General features: G+C 48.3%; 21 protein-coding genes. 16 read left to right on the top strand and 5 right to left on the bottom strand.

Features of this window, described 5'->3' with window-relative positions:
• Nucleotides 1-5: 5 nt before the first annotated feature.
• The 6 genes from AC3Y23_RS04925 to AC3Y23_RS04950 all read left to right on the top strand — a co-directional run bounded on the left by AC3Y23_RS04925 (nt 6) and on the right by AC3Y23_RS04950 (nt 5937).
• The gene (locus tag AC3Y23_RS04925) at nt 6-1004 is read left to right on the top strand and encodes an ABC transporter permease (RefSeq protein ID WP_379196269.1); all 999 of its coding nucleotides are present in this window, start codon (nt 6-8) and stop codon (nt 1002-1004) included.
• A gap of 2 nt (nt 1005-1006) precedes the next feature.
• The gene (locus tag AC3Y23_RS04930; protein WP_379196271.1) at nt 1007-2152 is read left to right on the top strand and encodes an ABC transporter permease; all 1146 of its coding nucleotides are present in this window, start codon (nt 1007-1009) and stop codon (nt 2150-2152) included.
• A gap of 32 nt (nt 2153-2184) precedes the next feature.
• Nucleotides 2185-3228, top strand: coding sequence for an ABC transporter ATP-binding protein (locus AC3Y23_RS04935; protein ID WP_379196273.1), 1044 nt, complete (start codon nt 2185-2187; stop codon nt 3226-3228).
• Nucleotides 3225-4271, top strand: a complete 1047-nt coding sequence (locus tag AC3Y23_RS04940) for an ABC transporter ATP-binding protein (protein WP_379196275.1) — start codon at nt 3225-3227, stop codon at nt 4269-4271. The genes AC3Y23_RS04935 and AC3Y23_RS04940 overlap by 4 nt, the downstream gene beginning before the upstream one ends.
• Before the next feature lie 97 nt (nt 4272-4368).
• The gene (locus AC3Y23_RS04945; RefSeq protein WP_379196277.1) at nt 4369-5403 is read left to right on the top strand and encodes a LacI family DNA-binding transcriptional regulator; all 1035 of its coding nucleotides are present in this window, start codon (nt 4369-4371) and stop codon (nt 5401-5403) included.
• A 30-nt stretch (nt 5404-5433) separates the two neighbouring features.
• The gene (locus AC3Y23_RS04950; RefSeq protein ID WP_379196279.1) at nt 5434-5937 is read left to right on the top strand and encodes an MgtC/SapB family protein; all 504 of its coding nucleotides are present in this window, start codon (nt 5434-5436) and stop codon (nt 5935-5937) included.
• 193 nt (nt 5938-6130) lie between these two features.
• On the opposite strand, the gene AC3Y23_RS04955 is transcribed toward AC3Y23_RS04950, so the two are convergent.
• On the bottom strand, nt 6131-7204 hold the full coding sequence (locus AC3Y23_RS04955; RefSeq protein ID WP_379196281.1) for an LLM class flavin-dependent oxidoreductase: 1074 nt from the start codon (nt 7202-7204) through the stop codon (nt 6131-6133).
• A 187-nt stretch (nt 7205-7391) separates the two neighbouring features.
• Here AC3Y23_RS04955 and AC3Y23_RS04960 point away from each other — a divergent pair, with 187 nt between their 5' ends.
• From AC3Y23_RS04960 to AC3Y23_RS04970, 3 genes are all read left to right on the top strand, one after another.
• Complete coding sequence (locus AC3Y23_RS04960) at nt 7392-7871, top strand: DinB family protein (protein ID WP_379196283.1); 480 nt, start codon at nt 7392-7394, stop codon at nt 7869-7871.
• 215 nt (nt 7872-8086) lie between these two features.
• Nucleotides 8087-9070, top strand: coding sequence for a phosphotransferase enzyme family protein (locus AC3Y23_RS04965; protein ID WP_379196285.1), 984 nt, complete (start codon nt 8087-8089; stop codon nt 9068-9070).
• Nucleotides 9071-9235: 165 nt separating this feature from the next.
• Nucleotides 9236-9595, top strand: a complete 360-nt coding sequence (locus AC3Y23_RS04970) for a hypothetical protein (protein WP_379196287.1) — start codon at nt 9236-9238, stop codon at nt 9593-9595.
• Nucleotides 9596-9703: 108 nt separating this feature from the next.
• Here the strand turns inward: AC3Y23_RS04970 and AC3Y23_RS04975 are convergent, their stop codons facing one another.
• Nucleotides 9704-10132, bottom strand: coding sequence for a VOC family protein (locus tag AC3Y23_RS04975; RefSeq protein WP_379196289.1), 429 nt, complete (start codon nt 10130-10132; stop codon nt 9704-9706).
• A 227-nt stretch (nt 10133-10359) separates the two neighbouring features.
• Between AC3Y23_RS04975 and AC3Y23_RS04980 the strand changes: the two genes are divergently transcribed.
• Genes AC3Y23_RS04980 through AC3Y23_RS04990 form a run of 3 tightly spaced genes read left to right on the top strand, consistent with a single transcriptional unit; the run spans nt 10360 to nt 14441 of the window.
• Nucleotides 10360-12318, top strand: coding sequence for a serine hydrolase domain-containing protein (locus AC3Y23_RS04980; RefSeq protein WP_379196291.1), 1959 nt, complete (start codon nt 10360-10362; stop codon nt 12316-12318).
• A 60-nt stretch (nt 12319-12378) separates the two neighbouring features.
• Nucleotides 12379-13056 (top strand): response regulator transcription factor, encoded by a 678-nt coding sequence (locus tag AC3Y23_RS04985; RefSeq protein ID WP_379196293.1) that lies wholly within the window; start codon nt 12379-12381, stop codon nt 13054-13056.
• On the top strand, nt 13053-14441 hold the full coding sequence (locus AC3Y23_RS04990) for a HAMP domain-containing sensor histidine kinase (RefSeq protein WP_379196295.1): 1389 nt from the start codon (nt 13053-13055) through the stop codon (nt 14439-14441). The genes AC3Y23_RS04985 and AC3Y23_RS04990 overlap by 4 nt, the downstream gene beginning before the upstream one ends.
• Here the strand turns inward: AC3Y23_RS04990 and AC3Y23_RS04995 are convergent.
• Nucleotides 14413-15033 (bottom strand): TetR/AcrR family transcriptional regulator, encoded by a 621-nt coding sequence (locus AC3Y23_RS04995; protein ID WP_379196297.1) that lies wholly within the window; start codon nt 15031-15033, stop codon nt 14413-14415. The two genes, AC3Y23_RS04990 and AC3Y23_RS04995, sit on opposite strands and share 29 nt — an antisense overlap.
• Before the next feature lie 60 nt (nt 15034-15093).
• The gene (locus AC3Y23_RS05000) at nt 15094-16263 is read right to left on the bottom strand and encodes a pectin acetylesterase-family hydrolase (protein ID WP_379196299.1); all 1170 of its coding nucleotides are present in this window, start codon (nt 16261-16263) and stop codon (nt 15094-15096) included.
• A 197-nt stretch (nt 16264-16460) separates the two neighbouring features.
• Between AC3Y23_RS05000 and AC3Y23_RS05005 the strand changes: the two genes are divergently transcribed.
• The gene (locus AC3Y23_RS05005) at nt 16461-16913 is read left to right on the top strand and encodes a MarR family winged helix-turn-helix transcriptional regulator (protein ID WP_379196301.1); all 453 of its coding nucleotides are present in this window, start codon (nt 16461-16463) and stop codon (nt 16911-16913) included.
• An 8-nt stretch (nt 16914-16921) separates the two neighbouring features.
• Nucleotides 16922-18130, top strand: coding sequence for an MFS transporter (locus tag AC3Y23_RS05010; RefSeq protein WP_379196303.1), 1209 nt, complete (start codon nt 16922-16924; stop codon nt 18128-18130).
• 55 nt (nt 18131-18185) lie between these two features.
• Here the strand turns inward: AC3Y23_RS05010 and AC3Y23_RS05015 are convergent, their stop codons facing one another.
• Nucleotides 18186-18950, bottom strand: coding sequence for a hypothetical protein (locus AC3Y23_RS05015; RefSeq protein ID WP_379196305.1), 765 nt, complete (start codon nt 18948-18950; stop codon nt 18186-18188).
• A 419-nt stretch (nt 18951-19369) separates the two neighbouring features.
• Here AC3Y23_RS05015 and AC3Y23_RS05020 point away from each other — a divergent pair, with 419 nt between their 5' ends.
• Nucleotides 19370-20461 (top strand): mandelate racemase/muconate lactonizing enzyme family protein, encoded by a 1092-nt coding sequence (locus AC3Y23_RS05020; protein WP_379196307.1) that lies wholly within the window; start codon nt 19370-19372, stop codon nt 20459-20461.
• A gap of 98 nt (nt 20462-20559) precedes the next feature.
• Nucleotides 20560-21795, top strand: a complete 1236-nt coding sequence (locus tag AC3Y23_RS05025; RefSeq protein ID WP_379196309.1) for a mandelate racemase/muconate lactonizing enzyme family protein — start codon at nt 20560-20562, stop codon at nt 21793-21795.
• The last annotated feature ends 155 nt before the right edge of the window (nt 21796-21950 follow it).

Consider the following 21950-nt stretch of genomic DNA (forward strand, 5'->3'; position numbering starts at 1 on the left):
GCAAAATGCTTCAATACATTATCAGACGAATTCTGCTGGCGATACCTGTGGTGGTCTTAATCTCCTTCATCGTCTTTTATATCATTCAATTGCCGCCCGGAGATTATGTCTCCTCCTATGCGGCCAAAATGTCCGCCTCTGGCGATATCATGACCCAGACCGAAATGGATCAAATGCGGGCAAATCTGGGCCTGGATCGACCGATCTATGAGCAGTATTTTATATGGATGAGTAAAATTATTCTGCATGGCGATTTCGGATTCTCGTTCAACTATAACAAGCCGGTTATGGCGGTCATTCAGCAATATATGGGACTGACACTTGTCGTGTCCTTAGTTACCATGGCTTTTCATTATATCGTTGCGATCCCCATCGGGATTTACACAGCAGTGAAGCAGTATTCCGTAGGAGACTATTTCTTCTCGGGCCTGAGCTTTATCGGGATGGCTACCCCGAACTTCCTGCTGGCGATTATTCTGATGTTCCTGTCTTATAAATGGTTCGGTAATCCGTTGCTCGGCTTATTCTCCCATGAATACGTAAATGCGCCGTGGTCGATGGACAAAGTGAAAGACTTAATGCAGCATATGGTCATCCCAGTTATCGTCATCGGGCTATCGGGTACCGCAGATCTGGTCCGGATTATGCGGGGACAGATGCTAGATGAGTTGAATAAACCGAATGTGGTTACCGCACGCGCCAAGGGCTTGTCAGAGATGCAAATCTTGTTCAAGTATCCGACACGTGCAGCCTTGAATCCGATTGTGAGTACCTTCGGCTGGTCCTTGTCCTCGATCTTTACGGGCGCGACCATTACAGCGATTGTATTGAACCTACCGATTCAAGGTCCGGTCATGCATAACGCCTTGCTGGGTCAGGATATGTACCTTGCCGGAACCTTCCTGTTAATTATGGCTCTGCTGACCGTACTCGGAACCCTGATTTCCGATATTTTGCTAGCTTGGCTTGATCCAAAAATCCGTACAGAGTTCAGGGGATCTTAATTATGAGAACACTACCGTTATTCAAAGGTCAAAAACCGGCAGCCCAGGTCGCGGCGGCACCCAAAGACACGGTTTACAGCTCGCAATGGCGGCTGATTTATAAGAAATTCAAGAAGCATAAGCTGGCTCGGATCAGTATGTATATCCTTGGTTTGCTATACCTCGCGGCCCTGTTCGCGCAATTCATCGCGCCCTATGATCTGCAAAGCTATGACAGTAAATACGTTAATGCCCCGCCCATGGGTCTTAGGTTTGTGGATGCAGAAGGTAAATTTCACATCAAACCATTTGTCTATGAGCTGAAGACGGAGCGGGACCCGGAAACTTTACGTAAAATATTTGTTCCGGATACAGAGACCAAATACTCCTTCAAGTTCTTCGTGAAAGGACAGGATTATAAATTTCTGGGCCTGATCCCGATGTCGACCCATTTGTTCGGGGTAGAGGAGCCGGGACGAATCTTTCTGCTCGGTACGGATGGCATGGGCCGTGATCTATTCTCCCGGATTGTGCTTGGCAGTCAAATCTCGCTCAGCATTCCTTTAGTCGGTGTAGGCATCAGCTTTATTCTAGGATTAATTATTGGCGGCATCTCCGGTTATTTCGGTGGCTGGATTGATTCAGTGATTCAACGTGTAATCGAAATTATCCGTTCCTTCCCTACACTGCCGCTATGGATGGCCTTGTCTGCTGCGATTCCGCCGCGTATACCAGTGGTGACCATGTATTTATACATTGTTATCATATTTGCATTCATTGGCTGGACGGATCTGGCACGCGTCGTTAGAGGCAAATTCATCTCGCTTAAGAATGAAGATTATGTGGTAGCGGCGAGGATCGCTGGCGTAGGCAACACGAAGATTATTGTGAAGCATATGCTGCCTGGCTTTATGAGTTATCTGGTCGTAGCGACGACCTTGGCAATCCCCAGTATGATCCTAGGGGAGACGGCCATGAGCTTCCTCGGACTTGGTGTCCGTTCACCTGCAACCAGTTGGGGTGTGCTGTTACAGGAAGCCCAAAAAATCGAGAACGTGGCTCTGTATCCATGGAAGCTGCTTCCACTGGGTGCAGTCATTCTGACCGTATTGACTTATAACTTCATTGGTGATGGCTTGCGCGACGCAGCTGACCCGTACAAAAAATAATGTCACAAATACTAGGCAAGCGAGGGGATAGCATGGCAACTCAAGCGGCTCACAAGGAGCAACCTTTACTGTCCGTTCAAGATTTGAAGATCAAGATCCAGATGGAAAGTGGCATCATGAATGCCGTGGATGGGGTCGACTTCAACATTTACAAAGGCAAAACGCTAGGACTCGTCGGTGAGTCAGGCTGCGGTAAAAGCTTGACCAGCCGTTCAATCATCAGCATTAATCCGAAGGAATGTGAAACGAGCGGAACCATCACTTACAATTCGGAGTCAGAGTCGGCGCTGAATGGCTTGAATCTTTTATCCCTGAAGCCTACTGGCAAGCAGATCCGCTCCATCCGCGGCCGGAAAATCTCGATGATTTTCCAGGAACCGATGACCGCTTTCTCACCAATGTATACCATTGGAAATCAGATTATGGAAGCGATCCGGACGCACCAGACGAAGGACAAGAAAGAAGCCAAGAAAATCGCGCTGGAGATGCTCAGCAAAGTCGGCATTTCCGATCAGGCGAAACGGTTTGATCAATACCCACATGAATTCTCGGGAGGGATGCGCCAGCGGGCGATGATCTCTATGGCGCTGTCCTGTAACCCGGAGATTCTGATAGCTGACGAGCCGACGACAGCGCTCGATGTGACGATTCAGGCGCAGGTGCTGGAACTGATGAAGAGTCTGCAGGCGGAGTTCGGCATGGCGATTCTGCTAGTGACGCATGATTTGGGGATTATCGCCGAGATGTGCGATGAGGTCGCGGTGATGTATCTTGGGAAAATCGTGGAACAGGCACCGGTGAAAGAAATTTTCAATAATCCGAAGCACCCTTATACCAAAGGATTGCTCCGATCTATGCCGAGGCTGGGCGGGAACAAGAGTAAACGACTAGATTCCATTGAAGGCTCTGTTCCAATGCCAATTAACATGCCGCCGATGTGTGGATTCTATGACCGCTGCAAAGACCGGATCGAAGGCGTATGCAATGCGCAGTCTGCACCGAAAATCACAATTTCTGACGAGCACATGGTTAGATGTTTCCTGTACGGTGACCAGAGAGAAGGAGAAGTACAATGACCAAACCTATTCTTGAAGTCCTCAAGCTGAACAAGAGCTTTCAAGTCAAATCCGACAAGGCGCTGTTCAAAAAGCCAAAGCCTGTTCATATCCTGAATGATATTTCATTCGAATTGCTTGAAGGGGAGACGCTTAGTATTGTCGGAGAATCCGGCTGTGGAAAAACGACGCTTGGGCGGTGTATCGTGAGGGGCGTTAATGCCTCTTCGGGCAGTGTCGTCTATCATGCAGAGGATGAGAAGGCCGTTGATTATCTTAAGCTTGACCGTAAAGGAATCAAGGCTTACCGAAAAGATATTCAGATGATTTTTCAGGACCCGTATTCCTCACTTAGTCCGCGGATGAACGTGTTTGATATTATTGCCGAGCCGCTGATTGCCAATTTTAAGCTGAGCAAGGATGAGGTGGAGGCCAAGGTCACGGAGATTGCCGAGAAGACCGGACTGAATGTAGGTTATTTAAAAAGATATCCCCATGCCTTCTCCGGGGGACAACGGCAGCGGATTGCTATCGCACGCGCGCTGATTACACAGCCTAGGCTGATTGTCTGTGATGAGGCGGTATCTGCGCTCGATGTCTCGATTCAAGCACAGATTATTAACCTGCTCAAAGATTTGCAGGAGCAATACAAGATTACTTATATTTTCATTTCGCATGATCTTTCTATCGTACAGAACATTTCTGACCGGGTAGCCGTAATGCATCTGGGCAGAATCGTGGAGCTGGCGTCAACGGAATCGCTATTCGGACATCCTCAGCATCCCTATACGGAGGCTCTGATGTCGGCTGTACCCCAGCCGAATCCTGAATTCAAGAAGGAGCGGATCATTCTGGAGGGAGAAGTGCCGAATCCAGCCAATCCGCCAAGCGGCTGCCATTTCCACCCCCGCTGTGCTTACAAGACAGAGAAATGTATCCAGCAAGTGCCTGAACTTCGTGAAGTGGGTTATAATCATTTTGCTGCATGTCATTATGCAGAGAAGCTGCAGCTTCGCGGCGTTCCGATGGAGAATACAGACGAAGTGCAATCCAGAACATCGTAATTAACCTACATTGTTGAACCCGGCGATGCGATACAGTCAGTCACTTGACCACCCAGATGAAACTTTTAGCAAGTGCTTAAGGAGAGGTATTTTCAAAATGGCAAAAATCGATGACGTAGCCCGGCTGGCGGGCGTATCAAAGGGTACGGTATCTAATGTATTCAGCCAAAAAAGGCCAACCAGCAAAAAAGTGACTGAGAGAGTACTGCAGATATCGAAGGAATTAAATTACGTACCAAATCATATTGCAAGAAGCCTGGTCACCAAGAAAACAATGGCGATCGGGCTCACTATTCCGCATCGTAAATTCTTCTTCAGCATGTTCCATAATCAATTTATTAATGGTGTGCTGTTGGAGGCCTCCAGGTATGGCTATCGCGTGCTGCTGGACATGATTGCGACTGAAGAGATCAAGACGCCTTCACTGGCTAGTTTTCCGATCGACGGAGCGATTGTGCTGGGGCCAACGGAAGAAGACCCGCGCATTAATCTTCTGCACCGGCATGACATTCCGTTTGTCACTATTGGCCGTGTCATGAATGAAGGAATGGAGGATGTCCCTACAGTCAACAATGACAATAGACAAATCATGCGTGAAATCTGTGAGCACCTGATTGGACTTGGGCACCGGAATATTATGTTCCTGAACGCTGGAAAGCGAATGACAGTTGCCAAAGAGCGGTTGGAGGAATTCATGCAGTCGATGGAGACTCATGATATTGCTGTCACCCCGGATATGATCTTCGACAAGCCGGATATTCAGTCGGACAAGTATATGAGTTATGGTTATGATGAGACCCTTCAGATGCTCCAGCATCATCAGGGGCGCGTGACGGCGATTATTGCCGATGATGATCGTGCAGCGATCAATGCGCTCCATGCCATTAATGATGCAGGACTCAGTGTGCCGGAGGATATCTCGCTGTTCATGATCTGCGGAGACCTGTCCACGACGCATCAGGTTCGGCCGTCGCTTACAGGAATGGACCTTCAGGCCTCAGAGCTTGGGGTGCAATCGGTTCGGCTATTGATGCATAAGCTGGGGGTTCTGGAAGGGGAGTATGAGGATAACTGGGTTGTGCCCAGCAAGTTTATTGAAGGCAGTTCCTGTTCCGCCATCACAGAGCCGTGAAGGGGAACTGCAGAACTGGCGAGGTGAGAAATGAATGCGATTACATCATCTATAAGAGCTGGTATCCCTTTGGAATATTACATCCGGATTCTGGTCAGTGCGGTACTGGGACTCCTGATCGGATTCGATCGAACACATAAGAACAAACCGGCAGGCGTTAAGACATATACTTTCGTTACAGTAGCTTCTGCACTAATCACTATCGTATCTATTGAAAGTGTTGAAGTCTACGGCCAGCTGCATAACCGGACGATGATGGACCCGATGCGTCTGGCAGCCCAGATTGTCTCCGGACTTGGCTTTCTCGGAGCAGGCTTGATTATGAAGGCTGGTTTTGAGGTTAAGGGCTTAACCTCTGCTGCGATGATTTTGTTTGCGGGAGGCGTCGGGATTGGTACGGGTGCAGGCTTTTATGGCATCGTGATCTTCGCAATCGTCGTCAGCTTCTTCTTTGTCCGTGTTGGCACATGGATAGAGAAGTGGGAGCACCGCAAGCTGGAGGTCAAAGAGGAGAAGAAAGACTTGAGCGCGTGAGGCGTTTGATGGATTATCCAGCCGGTCACATATTTTTGTGTTTTTGACTACCTCTTCGCTCAGTGGAACAAGAAAAGAGCTGTACCGGCGTACTTGTACCGGTGCAGCTCTTTGTTTATTGCAGCGAGGTGTGCATAGCGCACTCGACTTACAGGTCAATTAGTAGACGCTGTGTCCTTGCAGCCATCCTAGCTTATTCCCAGCCCTCGATACGGGCCAATTCCTTGCGCACAATAGGCGCGACCTTGGTGCCTAGCAGTTCAATCGCGTGCATGAGCTCCTCATGTGGCAGCGTACCAGCGCTCAAATGCAGGAAGAAACGCGTAATACCAAGGTTCTTACGCAACAGAATGATCTTCTCTGCGACATATTCCGGGTCTCCCACATACAGAGCGCCGCGCAAGCTGCGGGCGGCATCGAAGGTCGCCCGGCTGTAAGGCTGGCTCCAGCCGCGCTCGCGCCCGATGACATTCATCTGGGCCTGGATCGGCGGGTAGAGCAGCTCAGCCGCATGCTCGGTTGTGTCGCTGACAAAGCCGTGCGAATGGGTCGCGATTTGCAGCTTCGCAGGATCATGCCCGGCCTGCGCGGCGGCTTGTTTGTACAGCCGGACGAGCGGTGCGAACTGCTCTGGCATGCCGCCGATGATCGCGAAGGCGACCGGCAGACCCAGTGCGCCCGCACGAATGGCGGACTCCGGGTTGCCTCCGGTGCCGATCCAGACCGGCAGCGGGCTCTGAACGGAGCGCGGGTAGACACCGAGGTTATGGATGGCCGGGCGATGCCCGCCGCGCCATGTAACCTTCTCGGATTCACGGATCTTCAGCAGCAGCTCCAGATTCTCTTCGAACAGCTCGTTATAGTCATCCAGGCTGTAGCCGAACAGCGGGAAGGACTCTGTGAACGAGCCGCGTCCAGCCATAATTTCTGCCCGACCGTTCGAGAGGCCGTCTAGTGAAGAGAAGCCCTGATAGACACGGACCGGATCGGCCGAGGATAACACGGTCACGGCGCTGGTCAGCCTAATACGTTTGGTTACAGAGGCTGCGGCCGCAAGCACAATCTCAGGAGCGGTACCCGCATAATCGGCCCGGTGATGCTCCCCGATGCCGTATACATCCAGGCCGACCTGATCGGCCAGGACAATCTCCTCCACAGCGTTGCGCATCCGCTGCGCATGACTCATAATCTCACCCGTTTTCAAATCGGGAGTTGTTTCCAGAAAAGTACTAATTCCTATTTCAATGCGGTTTGCTGGTTCAGCCACTGCAATCGCCTCCTTATTTATAATTTTATAATACTATATTTTTTAATGTTTCTCAACTTTAGTAAGTAACTTTTATTTTTCTAGATTGGAATATTTGTAGTTAATTTCCTTTTTCGTCTGTTACAATTAACTTGTAGCCAAGCAATAGAACCCGGAATTGCTGACAAAATTGCAGGAGGTAATACGTATGGCGGTTAAAACCAATGAGCAGATGGTACTCGAATTTCAATCGTTTCTCCCTTTTGTGGAGTCCTTGAGTGAAGCATCTGAGACGCACTGGAATACACCAATCGGTGAAGGAAAATGGACAGTGAAGGATATCATTTGTCATATTATGTTATGGGACAAGTACTTTTACGAGGAAGCCATTGAGAAGATCAAGCAGGGTCAGCCTTTGACATCCAGACATCTGGACTTCAATGAGTTTAATGCCAATGCCGTAGAACACGCAAAATCGCTATCTGCCCTGCAGGTAGCTGAGGCATGTATTTTGCAGCGAAACCGCATTCTGGATGCCATCACGGGGTTAACGGAAGAAGAATACATACAGGAATATAAGGATGGAGACCGCAAGAAGTTCAGCATCCGCAAGCATTTGCGGGGCTTCCTCCCGCATGACAAGCATCACCGGAAGCAGATCGAGACCTTTTTCAAAGGTCTGAAATAACGAGAATACCTAAGGGGGCTGACCATTCGTCAGCCTTCTTTTTATATAAAGCTGATCAACTTCGAGGATAAAAGTCTTTTCAAACTGATCTTTCCTCTGTTCCCACAATAGAAACATGCTAATCTACTTATGCAACAAGCTTACACATGATGTGTACTGCGAGACATGCGCATTTGATCAGAGCTTGAATCTAGGTAACGAAGGAGTCGGGAAGAATGAGCTTTTTTCCAGTAATGTACTCATTATTGTCTGCGGAGGCCCTATTATCGCATATCATGGGGACATATAAACTGAATCAACCTGCAGAGCTGCAGTTTTTTCTCAGGGGAATGAACGATACGTACATACTGACTGCCGGACAGGAAAAATACATCTTTAGGGTCTATCGTGCAGACCTGAGAAGCCAATCAGAGATTTTCTTCGAATTGGATTTGTTAGCGGAGCTTCATCAGAAAGGGATAGCAGTATCTATTCCCATTCCTCGGATAGACGGGAAGCTTATTAATGAATTTAACGTCCCTGAGGGTATTAGATACGGAGTGTTATTCAGCTATGCTGAAGGACATGAGCGGCACATTCGTACCCCAGAGGATAGTTATGCAGTCGGCAAGGCGGCAGCAGAGATTCATAAGGCTTCAGAAGGTTTTCGTAGCAGTCACAATCGGGGTGAACTGAATCTGGAGCATCTGATCGACAAGCCGCTTCGAATTATTCAAGCTCATATGGCTCACCGGCGTCAGGATTATGAGTTTCTGTATAGCCTTATTATGCAGTTACGACAGAGGCTGGACATGTATCTGGAACAGGGGCTGGATTGGGGGATTTGTCACGGAGATTTGCACGGCAATACCAACGCGGCATTCGCGGAAAATGGAACGTTAACCCATTATGATTTTGATATTTGCGGCTTCGGGTGGCGGGCTTATGATATAGCTGAGTTTCGTCTGGCGCGGGAGATTCATAGCGGTCACGATAAGAACGAGGTAGAGCAGCTATGGCAGGCATTTCTGCAAGGATATGCTGAGGTCCGGGAACTGGGAGAATGTGACCTGCAGGCAGTTCCGCTCTTCGTGGCATTGCGGCAGCTATGGCTGTTCAGTCTATGCTTCAGCGAAGCTGCGTATGTGGGTGCCGCAGATTTTGATGACGGGTTTATCGATGGCAAGCTGGAGTATTTCCGGGGACTAAATTTAACGTAAACAGGCGATTCACAGGCCGGGGCATGATTCTTTATGCTTCGGCCTGTTTGTGTTCATGCTTGATAAGGAGAGCGGACATATATCACTGTAAAAGGATGGAATCACAATTATAATGTAAGCGTTATCTTTTGTTTTATTTACAAATTATATCAAAGGAGAACCGCTATGCATTTGAAGAGAATCCCCTTTAATTTGCTGGTGTTTTTAGGGCTTGGCCTCCAATATAGTATGCTGCATGTGCTTTCGCCCGGTCCTACACTTGTCATTACTAACCTGGAGCTTGTCATCTATATTGCCTACACTGTCATCGGTCTTGCAGGATTCTTCTATAAGAGCCGAAGAGTGCGGAGTGAAGACGTCTCCAGTATGGCAGCGCTGTTCTTCGGCGTGCTATGGACCGTGGCGATCACCTCACATTTTCGGAAAGAGAGCTATACCGAGGTGCTGACACTGATGAACTCTCTCGGAATTTTCACAGCTGGTCTGATTCTGCTTACCGAACTGATTATCCTGTTCAGGGCATGAGCAGTGACAATAGTGTCGACTAGCGATATGGACAACAAAAAACGGCGCTGCCGCAATTCTGCGGACAGGCCGTTTTCATTTGAATTGATTTTTCTAAAAAGAAGGGAACTATCCTTGGAATTCTCCATTGTCATAGTTAAACTGCCATTGAATGCCGAATTTATCGGTGAGGTTACCATAACACTTACTCCAGAAGGTCTCCTGTAATTCCATACCCACCTTGCCGCCATCCTCGAGCTTGCCGAAGAGGGACTTGATCTCCTCGATATTATTGCTGCTATAGGACAGGCTGATATTGTTGCCCTGGATGAACGACATCCCTGGGAACGTGTCTGAGAACATGACGTTACTGCCATTGATGCTCAATCTTGCGTGCATAACCAACTGTTTCGCTTCCTCTGGAAGTGGGTAGTTCGGATCTGGTGGTGTATCGCCAAAGGTCATGATTTGCGGTTCTGCGATTCCAAATGTCTTAGCGTAGAATTCTACAGCTTCACGGCAGTTTCCTTCAAAATTAAGATACACGTCAATGGCCATTGTCTTCACTCCTCAGTTTTAAATGGATCGCACATATTGTATCATTTCAATTCTTGATAATCAAAACTTGTCCTACGTTCAAATGAAAGGGAATTTTGTGCCGTTATGTGATTATGGTTTTGTTAACTTTCTATTCACAATCCTCTGATAATCTCAATACGTGTTAGGGCGGATGATATCGAAGTCCCAATAGATGATGATACGGAGGATAAATGATGTTTACAACGATGAAAAAAAGGTTGGTCGCAGGTCTGGCCCTATTGGTTGTTCTAGGCGCCGGATTAGGAGATACACTGATATTTCCCGGGAAACCAGTCTCGGCAGAAGTCAGGCAAACCAAGCCGATGGCACAGCAGATTGAAGCCCCTGCTAATCTGGAAGACACCGCGGGTCTGACTAGGTTCGTGGACGGAATCATGGAAGAGGACATGAACCGGCTGCACATCCCGGGCGCAGTGATTTCGATTGTAAAAGACGGACAGATTATTTTGGCGAAAGGTTATGGCAGTTCCAATCTGGAGAAAGCTGCACCGGTTGATCCCAAGACCAGCATGTTTCGGATCGCTTCAACGACCAAGCTGTTCACCTGGACAGCGGTTATGCAACTGGTGGAGGAAGGCAAGATTGATCTGGATACCGATGTGAATACTTATCTGAAAAGCTTTAAGGTGCCGAATACCTATCCTGAGCCGATCACAATGCGTCATTTGATGACGCACACAGCGGGGTTTGAGGAAGGGGGAGTGGGGTATCAGATCACGACAGACCCTGCTAAACTGCCGAGTTCGATCTCGGAAACGCTGGACAAACATAGGCTAGCCCGGGTGAGACCGCCAGGTGAGATAAGTTCCTATTCTAATTACGGCACCGCATTGGCAGGCCTGATCGTGCAAGAAGTTAGCGGGATGTCTTATGACGATTATATTAAAAAGAATATATTTGATCCGCTGGATATGAAATATGCGACAGTACAGGAGCCGTTGCCGGAGGCATTCAAGCCTTACGCAGTTGTGGGATACAACAGTGAGAACGGCAGCTTTACTCCCGGCACGCCTACATTTGAGGCAGGCTTCCGCCCGGCCGGGTCCGGGACTGTTTCGGCAGTGGATATGGCACATTTCATGATTGCTCATTTGCAGAATGGACGATATGGGGACAAGCAAATTCTGAAAGCCGACACTGCAGGGCTGATGCATGCAACGGCGTTCCAATTCGATAAACGTATGCCGGGCGTAACTCTTGGCTTTGCCGAGAAAAAGGTCAACGGACTGACCCTCATTACCCATGGCGGTTCCGATCCGATGTTCAATACAGAATTATATCTGGTTCCTGCCAAAAATCTGGGCATATTCCTTTCCTATAATGGAGGGTCGGGTAGTGAATCGGCAGAGGGTCTGCTCCAGGCCTTTTTCAACAAATACTATCCTGCACGCCTTCATGAGACACCGGTAGACCCTTCAATTACGGCTGAATCGATTCAAAAATATGCGGGTTCCTATGAGTTTACACGCCGTAATTTTAGTGATATCGATAAATTTTTCAATTTCCTTGTACAGTTCAATGTCTCCGTATCCGATAATAAGTTGTCTCTGGGAAGCGGTAGTGAACAAGCCATTTACGCACCTATTGGGGAGAATTTGTTCCAGCAAGTTGGAGGTACCGAACAAATCGCTTTCCGCACTGATGATTCTGGAATGGTCACACATATGCTCTTGGGGGCTATCCCGGATATGCCACTGGAACGTACGCCTTTAATGGATCAAACGAAGTTCTGGTTCACTTTACTCGGGGTTTCAGCCTTTATTTTCATCACAGCCATACTGGGATTTATTTTTGGTAGACGCAAAATCAAGATGATGTCTGCTCCGGAGAAGTGGGCGTTCAGACTGTCGGCGGCGACCTCTGGCTGGGGATTGCTCTCCTTCGTCACGATATTTCTGGTAGTAATGTCCATGGATCTTATGACGAAGCTCAGCGGGATCAGTACCGCGCTTTATCTCAGTTTGGCCATGCCAATCCTATTTGTAGGTCTGACCTTGGCTTTACTGGTAGGGACTGTGATGGCCTGGAAAAACAAGTACTGGACGGCTTTGCGGCGTGTTCATTATACGCTTGTGGCATTTTCAGCAGTGACGTTAGTTGTATTTTTCTACCACTGGAATCTGCTGGGCTGGCAGTTCGGTTAAGGCCATTTCTTACTAAGCGTAAAACATTTATAATGGAAGCTTAAGAGAGGAGGGATGATTGTGGCGGTTATCCTTATCGCAGATGATGATGACAACATCCGGAAGCTGATGTCTTTATTTTTACGTAAAGAGGGCTTTGAGATCAAAGAAGCGAACGATGGTGCCAAGGCGCTGTCCATTGTGGAGAACTCACGGCTGGATCTCGTTATTCTCGATATTATGATGCCAGGATTGGACGGCTGGGATCTTTGCAGGGAGATCCGGCGTCAGGATGCCAACCTCCCCCTTCTGATGGTGACAGCCAAAGCCGAATCCGCGCACAAAGTAAAGGGATTCCAACTTGGCACAGATGACTATCTGAGCAAGCCATTTGATCCACTTGAGCTGGTAATGCGGGTAAAAGCACTGCTTAAACGTTCGCTGGTAGTTACTTCCCAGTCCGTGCAGGTGGGCAGTGTCGTTCTTAACCGCCGCACATTTGAGGCCACTCGCGGAGACGAATTGGTCAATATGCCGCTTAAGGAGTTCGAGCTTCTGTTTCTGCTAGCGAGCCATCCCGGACAAATCTTCACAAGGGAACAGCTGATCCAGCAGATCTGGGGACTTAACTATGATGGAGATGGCCGGACGGTCGATGTGCATATCAGCCGGCTCAGAGAGAAGTTTACCAGCAAGGAAGGACCTTTTCAAATTGAAACGGCCCGGGGGCTGGGATACCGGCTGATTCTGCAGCCATGATCAAGACCTTGTATGTGCGTGTTATTATCACGTTCCTGGCCATTATTATATTCAGCCTGTTATGCTCCTTTTTTATAGGACTGTATGTTTTTCAACAACAGATTAGTTACGAAGGTCAGAATGAAATGATCAGTGTAGGCAAAGAGATCATTCACCGCTATGATAACGCCAAACCCGCTGATACAGATGAATTTCTACGGAGTATGGTTAAAATATCTGCCTATCCGATTCATCTGTTCAATCATTCCGGTGAGCATACCTTTTACGGACTTAAGGATAATCCGGCTGTAAGTATCAATCCCGAAGCCGTGAAACAGGTGCTGCAAGGACAGTATTACCGCTCCACGACTGAAGAGCATGATACGTTCATCGGGATGCCTTTTCTTTTAAAAGGAGAATGGCAGGCCATGTTCTTGCAGTATTCCGCTGAGAACGAGAATATCTTCAACCGGATGATCTTTTTTGTACTGCTGCTTGTGCTGCTGCTGGGAAGCCTCTGTATTCTCATCGCTGCCAGATATCTGGTCGAGCCGATCAAAGCATTGACCCGGGCGACAAGAAGACTGGCTAAAGGAGACTTTGAGGTAGAACTTAAGGCCAATCGGATAGACGAGATAGGGGAACTGACGCAGAGCTATGTGGAAATGGCTGGGGAGCTTAAGCAATTGGAGCAAATGCGACAAGATTTTGTATCCAATGTCTCGCATGAGATCCAGACACCGCTTACGTCGATTTCCGGATTTGCCAAGGCCCTGCAAAGTCATGATCTGATCGCAGAAGAAGAGCGTAATGAATACCTTGAGATTATCGTAGCGGAAAGTGGACGGCTGTCGCGTCTCAGTGACAATCTGCTGAAGCTCGCTTCACTGGACTCGGAGCATCATCCCTTTAATCCGGTATCCTTTCATCTTGATGAGCAACTCAGAACTATTGTTGTAACCTGTGAGCCGCAATGGTCGGCCAAAGACATCCTCATTGATCTTGAGTTGCCGGAAGCTGTTACTATTGAGGCGGATGAAGATCAACTGAAGCAGGTGTGGATGAATTTGCTTAGCAACAGTATTAAATTCACACCAAAGGGTGGGCAGATCCGTATCACAATTGACGTTGGTGCAACAGAAATAACCGTTACCATAAGCGATAGCGGCATTGGGATCTCCCCGGAGGAATTCAGTGCTGTATTCCAAAGATTCTATAAAGTCGACAAGTCGCGGAACGGAAATAACAATGGCAACGGATTGGGGCTGGCGATCGTTAAGAAGATTGTGGCGCTGCACCAAGGGAACATCGAAGTGGATAGTGCAGTGGGAGAGGGCACGACGATCATTGTCAGACTGCCGCTCTCTGTGCCTTATGTCAGCGGGAATGACGAACGCCGTGCATAATGAAATCCTTGAATTGCCGGTCGGTGGCCCGATCCTCTTCCGTAATCTGGCCCCCGCGTTGTCGGGTAATGATGACAGCTTTTTGCAAATACATGAAATACAGGTGGGTGGACTTCAGCAGGATGTCTATCCACCTTGTTTTGTCTTCTGGCGCCACCGGCACTGTCTCCGGTTGCAGAAGTCTTGCTGACCAGCCTTGCATAGCTTTCTGGAAATCTGGCAACTCGGCCGGATTCTTGGAGAGGGTACTGTAATAGACTCCGAAAATAGCGTCGTAGTAGATCAGTGCTTCATTCTCCTCCCTAAGTGCCAAATACTTGTCCAGGATAGTTTCCAGAGACTGCTCCGGGTGTTCGAAATTAAAGTCAAACAGTAGCTGCCCGAACATCCGCTCTAAATTCTCAACATAGATTTGGGCAGCCAATTCTTCCTTGTCTTTATAATGATGATACAAGGTGCGCCGGGAGATGCCAGCTTCTTCGGCAATCTGAGCCATATCGGTGCGCTCAATGCCCTGGGCATTGAATAGTGACAGCGCTGCACCCTTGATTAGCTCCCGCGTCATCTGCATCTGTTTTTCACGCAGCTTCATTAGCGTTTCTCTCCTGCCTCTTTCCAGAATATCTTCCTTTCCATCGTACTGGACTTCTTCCTATTTCTCAAGGAACTCACTGCCGACGGAATATCGTTTGTGGTGGTTGACGGCATCACCTAGCCAATTCAGAAGCTTAATCCCATCCTGCTCGGCCTGATAGAAGGTGTCCCGGGTGGCAAAAGTATGCGGGGTTGTACCTTTTGTTGTATCCAGCCCGTAATCGGTCAGAAAGTAGTAGTAATTCGGCAGGGATGCCGTAAGCTTACGGACAGAGGTCCGCATTTCCTGTGACCATACATCTATGTTCTGCTGATCCAGCGGCCCTGAGTAATCATTGATTTTGTTCTGAAAATGAATCAGGATCTCGTCAAACAACGAATAAGATTGCAACAATACCGCATTGGCAGGTAAAAGATGGCCGTTTGCCTCAAAAGCCGCCCCGATAATATCCGGTTCAGCTGTATAACCAAAGGTTTTGGTGAAGTCTGCATGCCACTCTTGGTCAACTACATCTGGCCATTTATCCGATTGCAGGAAGGAGCTGTCGGAATACTGATAAATCTCCGAGTTCTTGTAATGGGAAGCGATTTCCTGTGCCCAGAAGGCAGAGCCGAATCCGCCCGCGCTTTCGCCTGCGATCAGCAGCTTGTCTGGGTTGTTAACATTGGCATAGATCCAGTCCAGACTGCTCCGTACATTGTTGCGCCCATTATAATGCATCGTGAAGAGGGTGCCGTCCTCTTTTTTGTATTCAGCGATGTGGTTCCCGATATGAAAATCACCGGTTGTATACGGGATGTAAACGACATTCCAGCCATGAAAGGGGTTGGCGGGATTATCGGTATCCATCATTCCTTGTAGCAGACTTAGCATATAAAAGGGGATGTTGGGAAAATAGTTGCCTGTATCTCCGCTTCTTATAAAATTCATGAGCTTAATAGGGTGCGCGGCGCTCTTGGCATCCCAACTTGCCCCACCTCCGGAGAAGAAGATAATCCAGTTATTATTCTCTCCTTTTTTATTCCATAGAAAATATTCGGAACCGTCACTGGAGATCACATTTCCGTCTAAGTTCATTTTATTCCACTTGTAGGGCTTCACATCTGCAAGCTCGGGGATGGCTGTTGGCCGTTTGATCACGAAAGCGCTAATGAGCACTACAGCGATCAAAATCAAACTTAGCAAGCCAACTCCAGTAAAGATTGTAATTTTGGCCAATTTCCTCATCTATATCACTCCTCGAAATTAGTATACATAATGATATTTCATTACACAATATGTGTAGTGAAATATTGTAGAATGAATGATCATATTTCCTGTCAGATCGAAATTCGGCTGTCCTTCAGTGGAAGTAAAAACTATTGACGTAGAAAGTTGTTTTACTTATAGTTGTTATAACAACTATATAGGGGAGTGACAAAATTATGCGTAATCAAGGATTGGATCATTCCATCGGATTCCGGCTGGCCATTGCCAGTCGCAGGTTCACGCAGATGTTTCTTATGCGGATCAAAGATTATGATTTGACGCCGGAGCAATGGTCGGTATTATACCGCATCCGGGACCGGGATGGCATGATTCAGAAGGAGATTGCGGACCGGGCTGGCAAGGACAAGCCGACAACGACCCGAATATTGGATTTACTGGAGGAGAAGGGCTACATTACGAAGCGATCCGGAGAGTCCGATCGTCGCTCGTACCATGTATATATTACTGAATCCGGTAGACGTGTAGCAGAAGCTATCGCACCAATCGAGCACCAGACGGATTTGGATGCCACGGAGGTGCTGACTGAAGAGGAGTATCTTCAGTTGATGGACATGCTGGAGCGTGTGAGCAATCATGCTGCACTTTGGATAGAGAACGGAAAGGTGTAGAGAACATCATGAACACACATCAAGACAAGCTATGGACCCAATCCTTTATCACACTGACGGTTAGCTACTTATTTCTGTTTCTATGTCTCCATATGCTGCTGACTCCATTTCCGGCTTATGTTAAGGAGCAGTTTCATCCCGGAGATTTTACCCTTAGTCTCGTCACTAGTCTGTTTGCACTGGCGGCGATTGCCTCCCGTTTTGCGACGGCTGCACTGCTGCGGAAAGTAACCCGCAATACGCTTCTACTAATAGGGATTGTGCTGGCTGCATTGACCACGCTGCTGTATCCGTATGCTGCCAGCATGTCGCAGCTACTTGTCCTGCGCGTGGTTTTTGGCGTGGGCTTCGGTATAGCCAGCACGATTCTTCCGACGATCGTCTCCCAGATTATCCCGCAGAACCGCATGGGAGAGGGGATCGGCTATTTTGGATTATCCACCAGCATAGCTATGTCAGTAGGTCCTATGGTCGGCCTAACGGTGCTGCATGATTACGGCTTTACCTCATTATCTATCATGGGAACGGTTTTTGCGTTAGCTCTTATTCCGCTGCTCTTGACTTCCCGAAGTCTGCCTGCACCAACCGACAGACCTGTTCAGGCAGACTTATCCTCTGAAGCATCAGCACATGCCAAACGGCGTGTCGGAAAAATGCTATTCCCCGCTGTGCTCAATATGCTGTTATCTGTTTCTTATGGTGGGTTGTTAGGCTTTCTGGCTCTGTACGGTCAGGAGAAGCACCTGGACCAAATTGGTTTGTTCTTTCTGTTCATCGCCGGTACGGTTCTGGTCATTAGGCCGATCTCGGGTAGAATGTTTGACCGCAAAGGGCCGGCACCAGTGTTGATTCCAGCTGCTTTGGTGACTATAGCAAGTATGGTGATTCTGTCCGTTGCAGATTCCATGCTACCTGTTATATTGTCAGCTCTACTGTATGGCCTCGGCTACGGGGCGATCCAATCTACTACCCAAGCCTGGGTGATCCGCGAAGCCGCGCCAGAGCAGCATAGCTTGGCAAACAGCCTGTATTACAATGCCATTGATCTCGGTGTCGCCGCCGGCTCGATGCTGCTAGGATTGGTCGCCTCCGCACAGGGCTACTCCGTGATGTACCGTTGGTCAGCCGGGGTAATGGTACTGTTCCTAATTGTTTTTGTCGTACAGCAATGGATGGGACGATCCCGGCGCAGACAGGCGCCCGGCAGGGCGTCTTGATCTCATCTTAAGATCCAACTGATTCTAAGGTCGAGATTTAAGCTGATTAGTTATTTCAAAAATGGTTATTCAATTTGATTATTTCAACGATCTCAGCAGAATCTAAATCCCTGATCACTTTAGTTTTCTTCGTATCAAGTGAGTATCTATATAATTTGAAGGTATCCGAAGGATATTCACTTTCAAAGTCTATGAACGCTCCCTTTTTGTCCCAGAAAATATAGGCGGTGGTGATCGTACTTACTTCTCTGGGTACATAGGTGAGAGAGTTATAGAATACGTTGTATATTGCTATTCTGCTAGTAGAAGGATCTCCATAAGCCAAGGCAAGCTTCTGGCCATTAGGGGACCAACTGTAAGCTGTTACTGTTTCAACTGCGGTTGCGCTCTTTACCAGATCATTGATGATTTTATAGGTGCCGTTATTAAGATTAACGACCAATAATTTGTTACCGCTGCTATACCCTGTTTGGATTGCGAGGTACTTGTTTGAAGAAGAGAGAGAAATTGAAGTAATGGTTGCAGGCTTATCTTCAAAAGGAATAGAGAATTTTATAGTTCCGTTAGTTACTGTTATAGAATCAATGGTAGTGGATGGAAGAACGGTTGATTTTTGCTTAATCGCAGAGACAGTCCACGGACCTTGTTTAAGGGTTATACGACTTGTCGTTTCTTGCTTAGTGAACTTTTCTGGTGTGATGAAATACTGAGAAGTGTCTGCTTTAACTTTTGCTGCGGCCTCAACTTTAGAATTTTCAGTAGATTGAAGTACAGGATAAATTAATGTGAAAATCAAAAGAATTGCGAAGATTTTTCGCATAAGAAGCATACCTCCAATGAATTTGTTGGTTATTTCCAGTTTAGCATATTATCGAAAAATAGCGCGAAGTAGAATCCCCTCTCGGAAGGGCAATATGAATCTCTTAATTCCAATGGGACTACTATAAATAATAATTGACATCGTCATCTCGCGATTATAATATTTCAATATAATATTTGATTATCGCATGATAATAATATAGAGACTAACCTGACAGATGGAGGTCTCATTTTCCCCCGCAGTGGGGAGAGTGAGATCTTTTTTTTTGTGAATAATTCCGATTATGTGCATTAACTTAATGAATTTTAAATTAGAAGGGTTTGGTGATTGGATATGGATGTAAATGTGAATGCTGTGGAATCCAAAAAGGTCAGAGTACTTGCGTCGAAAGGCTTGCGCCAGCAGAGCAAAGGTGGAGTATGAAAATTACGCGCGTAACGGCTAACTACTATTCCTGGCCCCGCACACGGCCAATCTCGAACGGTTCGCATACATGGAGCGATGTAGTGCGCTGCGTGCTCAAAATAGAGACGGATGAAGGTATCACCGGCTATGGTATCGGCAGTGCGTCAGACGGAGAGCGGCAGCTACGTGAAGCGTTCGCCGTACGTCTAATCGGGATGGACCCGCTGATGACCGAGCGAATCTGGTCCACGCTGTGGGATAGCAAGCTGAACGGACGGCGGGGTCATGAGACCGCTGCACTGTCCTCTATTGATATGGCATTGTGGGACATTAAGAGCAAGTACGCCGGTTTGCCCTTGCACCGATTGCTTGGAGGCTACAGTGACAAGATGCCTGTCTACATTGCGGGAGGCTACTATATGGACGGCGAGGGTATCACAGAATTGCAGCGCGAGATGTTGTCTTATGTCGAGCTTGGTGCGCGTGCTGTGAAAATGAAAATCGGCCGCCTGTCCATCCGCGAGGATGTCCAGCGTGTGCGTGCTGTGCGCGAAGCCATAGGGCCGGATATTACCCTTATGGTGGATGCCAACGCCTCGTACCGTTATTTCGAGGCTATTCAGATCGCCAAACGTCTTGAAGAATATGATCTCTTCTGGCTTGAAGAGCCGGTAGCTCCCGACGATTATGCCGGATATAAAAAGATTGCTGCGCATACGAGTATCACACTAGCCGCCGGAGAGCAGGAATATACCAAATATGGCTTCCGGGATTTGATTGAGACCGGCGCAGTCGGCATCCTCCAGCCGGACGCCCGCTGGATGGGTGGAGTTACGGAGTTTAGAAAGGTGGCTGCTTTAGCTGAAGCTTGTGGCCTGGCTATTTCGGCTCATGGCGATCACCAAATCAATCTGCCGCTGATGACCTCGATCCCCTGTGGGATCTGGATGGAATATTATCCGGCTGCGTTCGATCCCATGCTGGCAAGCTTTTATACTGAAGGCGCTGTTCTGGATGCGGATGGCTGTCTCCAGGTACCGGAGGTTGTCGGCAACGGGTGTACGCCGGACGAGATCCGACTTGCGCCTTATCAGGTGAGGCTGTGAGACTGTGAGACTGTGTCGGCATTTGATATCTTAAAAGGCTTAGATGATCTCAGCTGGAACAAAGAAGAAGCTGAAGGCGCACATTTTTAAAAGAATATATGAAGCTGGGTAACGCATGGTTGAAATACGATGTGGAGGGTGAGGAAATGAGCAGGACAATGACGCACCGGGATCATGAGATTGTCCGTGTGGAACCGATTCTGGCTGATATGCATGCTTTTGTGGAAATTGAGACGGCAAGCGGTCTGGTCGGCGTCGGAGAGATTGGGGTGTGGTCACATCTGGAAGCTGCGACTACACTGGCGGAGAAGGCCGGACGTTACCTGATCGGACAGAGTGCTGACCGGATTGAACATCACTGGCAGGCGTTAACCCGGTTTGGCAGCTATCATGGCTCCATTCTGATGGGGGTTGTATCCGCGATTGATATCGCTCTGTGGGATCTTAAAGGACAACAGCTTGGGGTGCCTGTATATGAGCTGCTGGGCGGTGCATTACGCGACCGCGTCAGAGTATACGGCCAGATCAGAGGAGCAAACCAGGAAGAAGTGATAAATAATGTCACGGCTCTTAAGACAGCGGGCTTCACCGCAGCAGGCCATCTGAATCCATTCCTGGATGTCTCGTCTGACATTCCGCTGGATTCCACCTATGCCAAGCGAATGTCTTCGGCACTGGAGGTACTGCACTCCGTGCGCGAAGCCGTAGGCAATGATCTCGACCTCGGCATTGAGCTGCATCGTCGGCTGTCGCCCGGCGAAGCAATTAGCTTCGCGCGGTCGCTGGAGTACTTGCAGCCGCTGTTTCTTGAAGATCCAATCCGGCCCGATTCCATTGAGGCTATGGCCGAGGTTCAACGATCAATTGGTGTGCCGATTGCCACCGGGGAGCGGATCTACTCGCTCCATGAGTTTCAGCAACTGCTTCGAGCAGGAGGTGCCCGCTATATCCGGCCTTGCATCGGATTATGCGGCGGATTCACCGGACTGCGCAAGATTGCCGCGCTGGCAGAAGCTTATGATGTGCAGATTATTCCGCACAATCCGTTCTCACCAGTCATGCTGAACGCCAATCTGCATGCTGCAGCGGCTCTGCCTAATTTTCTGATTCTCGAATACCCGACAGCTAGCTATATTGACCATACGTTCAGTACGTCACTTCGCGGCACTTCGCTGGTTACTTCTGTCCCAACATTCGATGCTGGGTATGTGACTGTCCCGGTCTCTCCCGGGCTTGGCACCTCCTTGGCCTCAGATCTTAAGGAGAAGCATCCTCCCAGAGAAATTCCGATCAAGCTGCGCCATCATATCGACGGTTCACTGGTGGAGCATTAGGTAGAGGTACGCACACCCTATAATAATGCTCTTATTTTCTTTATTTACTTCGATTCAAGAAATATTGTTAAGCAGACTGCATGAATCTTAAGTTCACTTCATATAGACAGGCAAGACCCGTGAGGGACCTAGCCTGTCTTTGTCTTTTCACCCAG

It is taken from the genome of Paenibacillus sp. MAHUQ-45, from assembly GCF_058133325.1.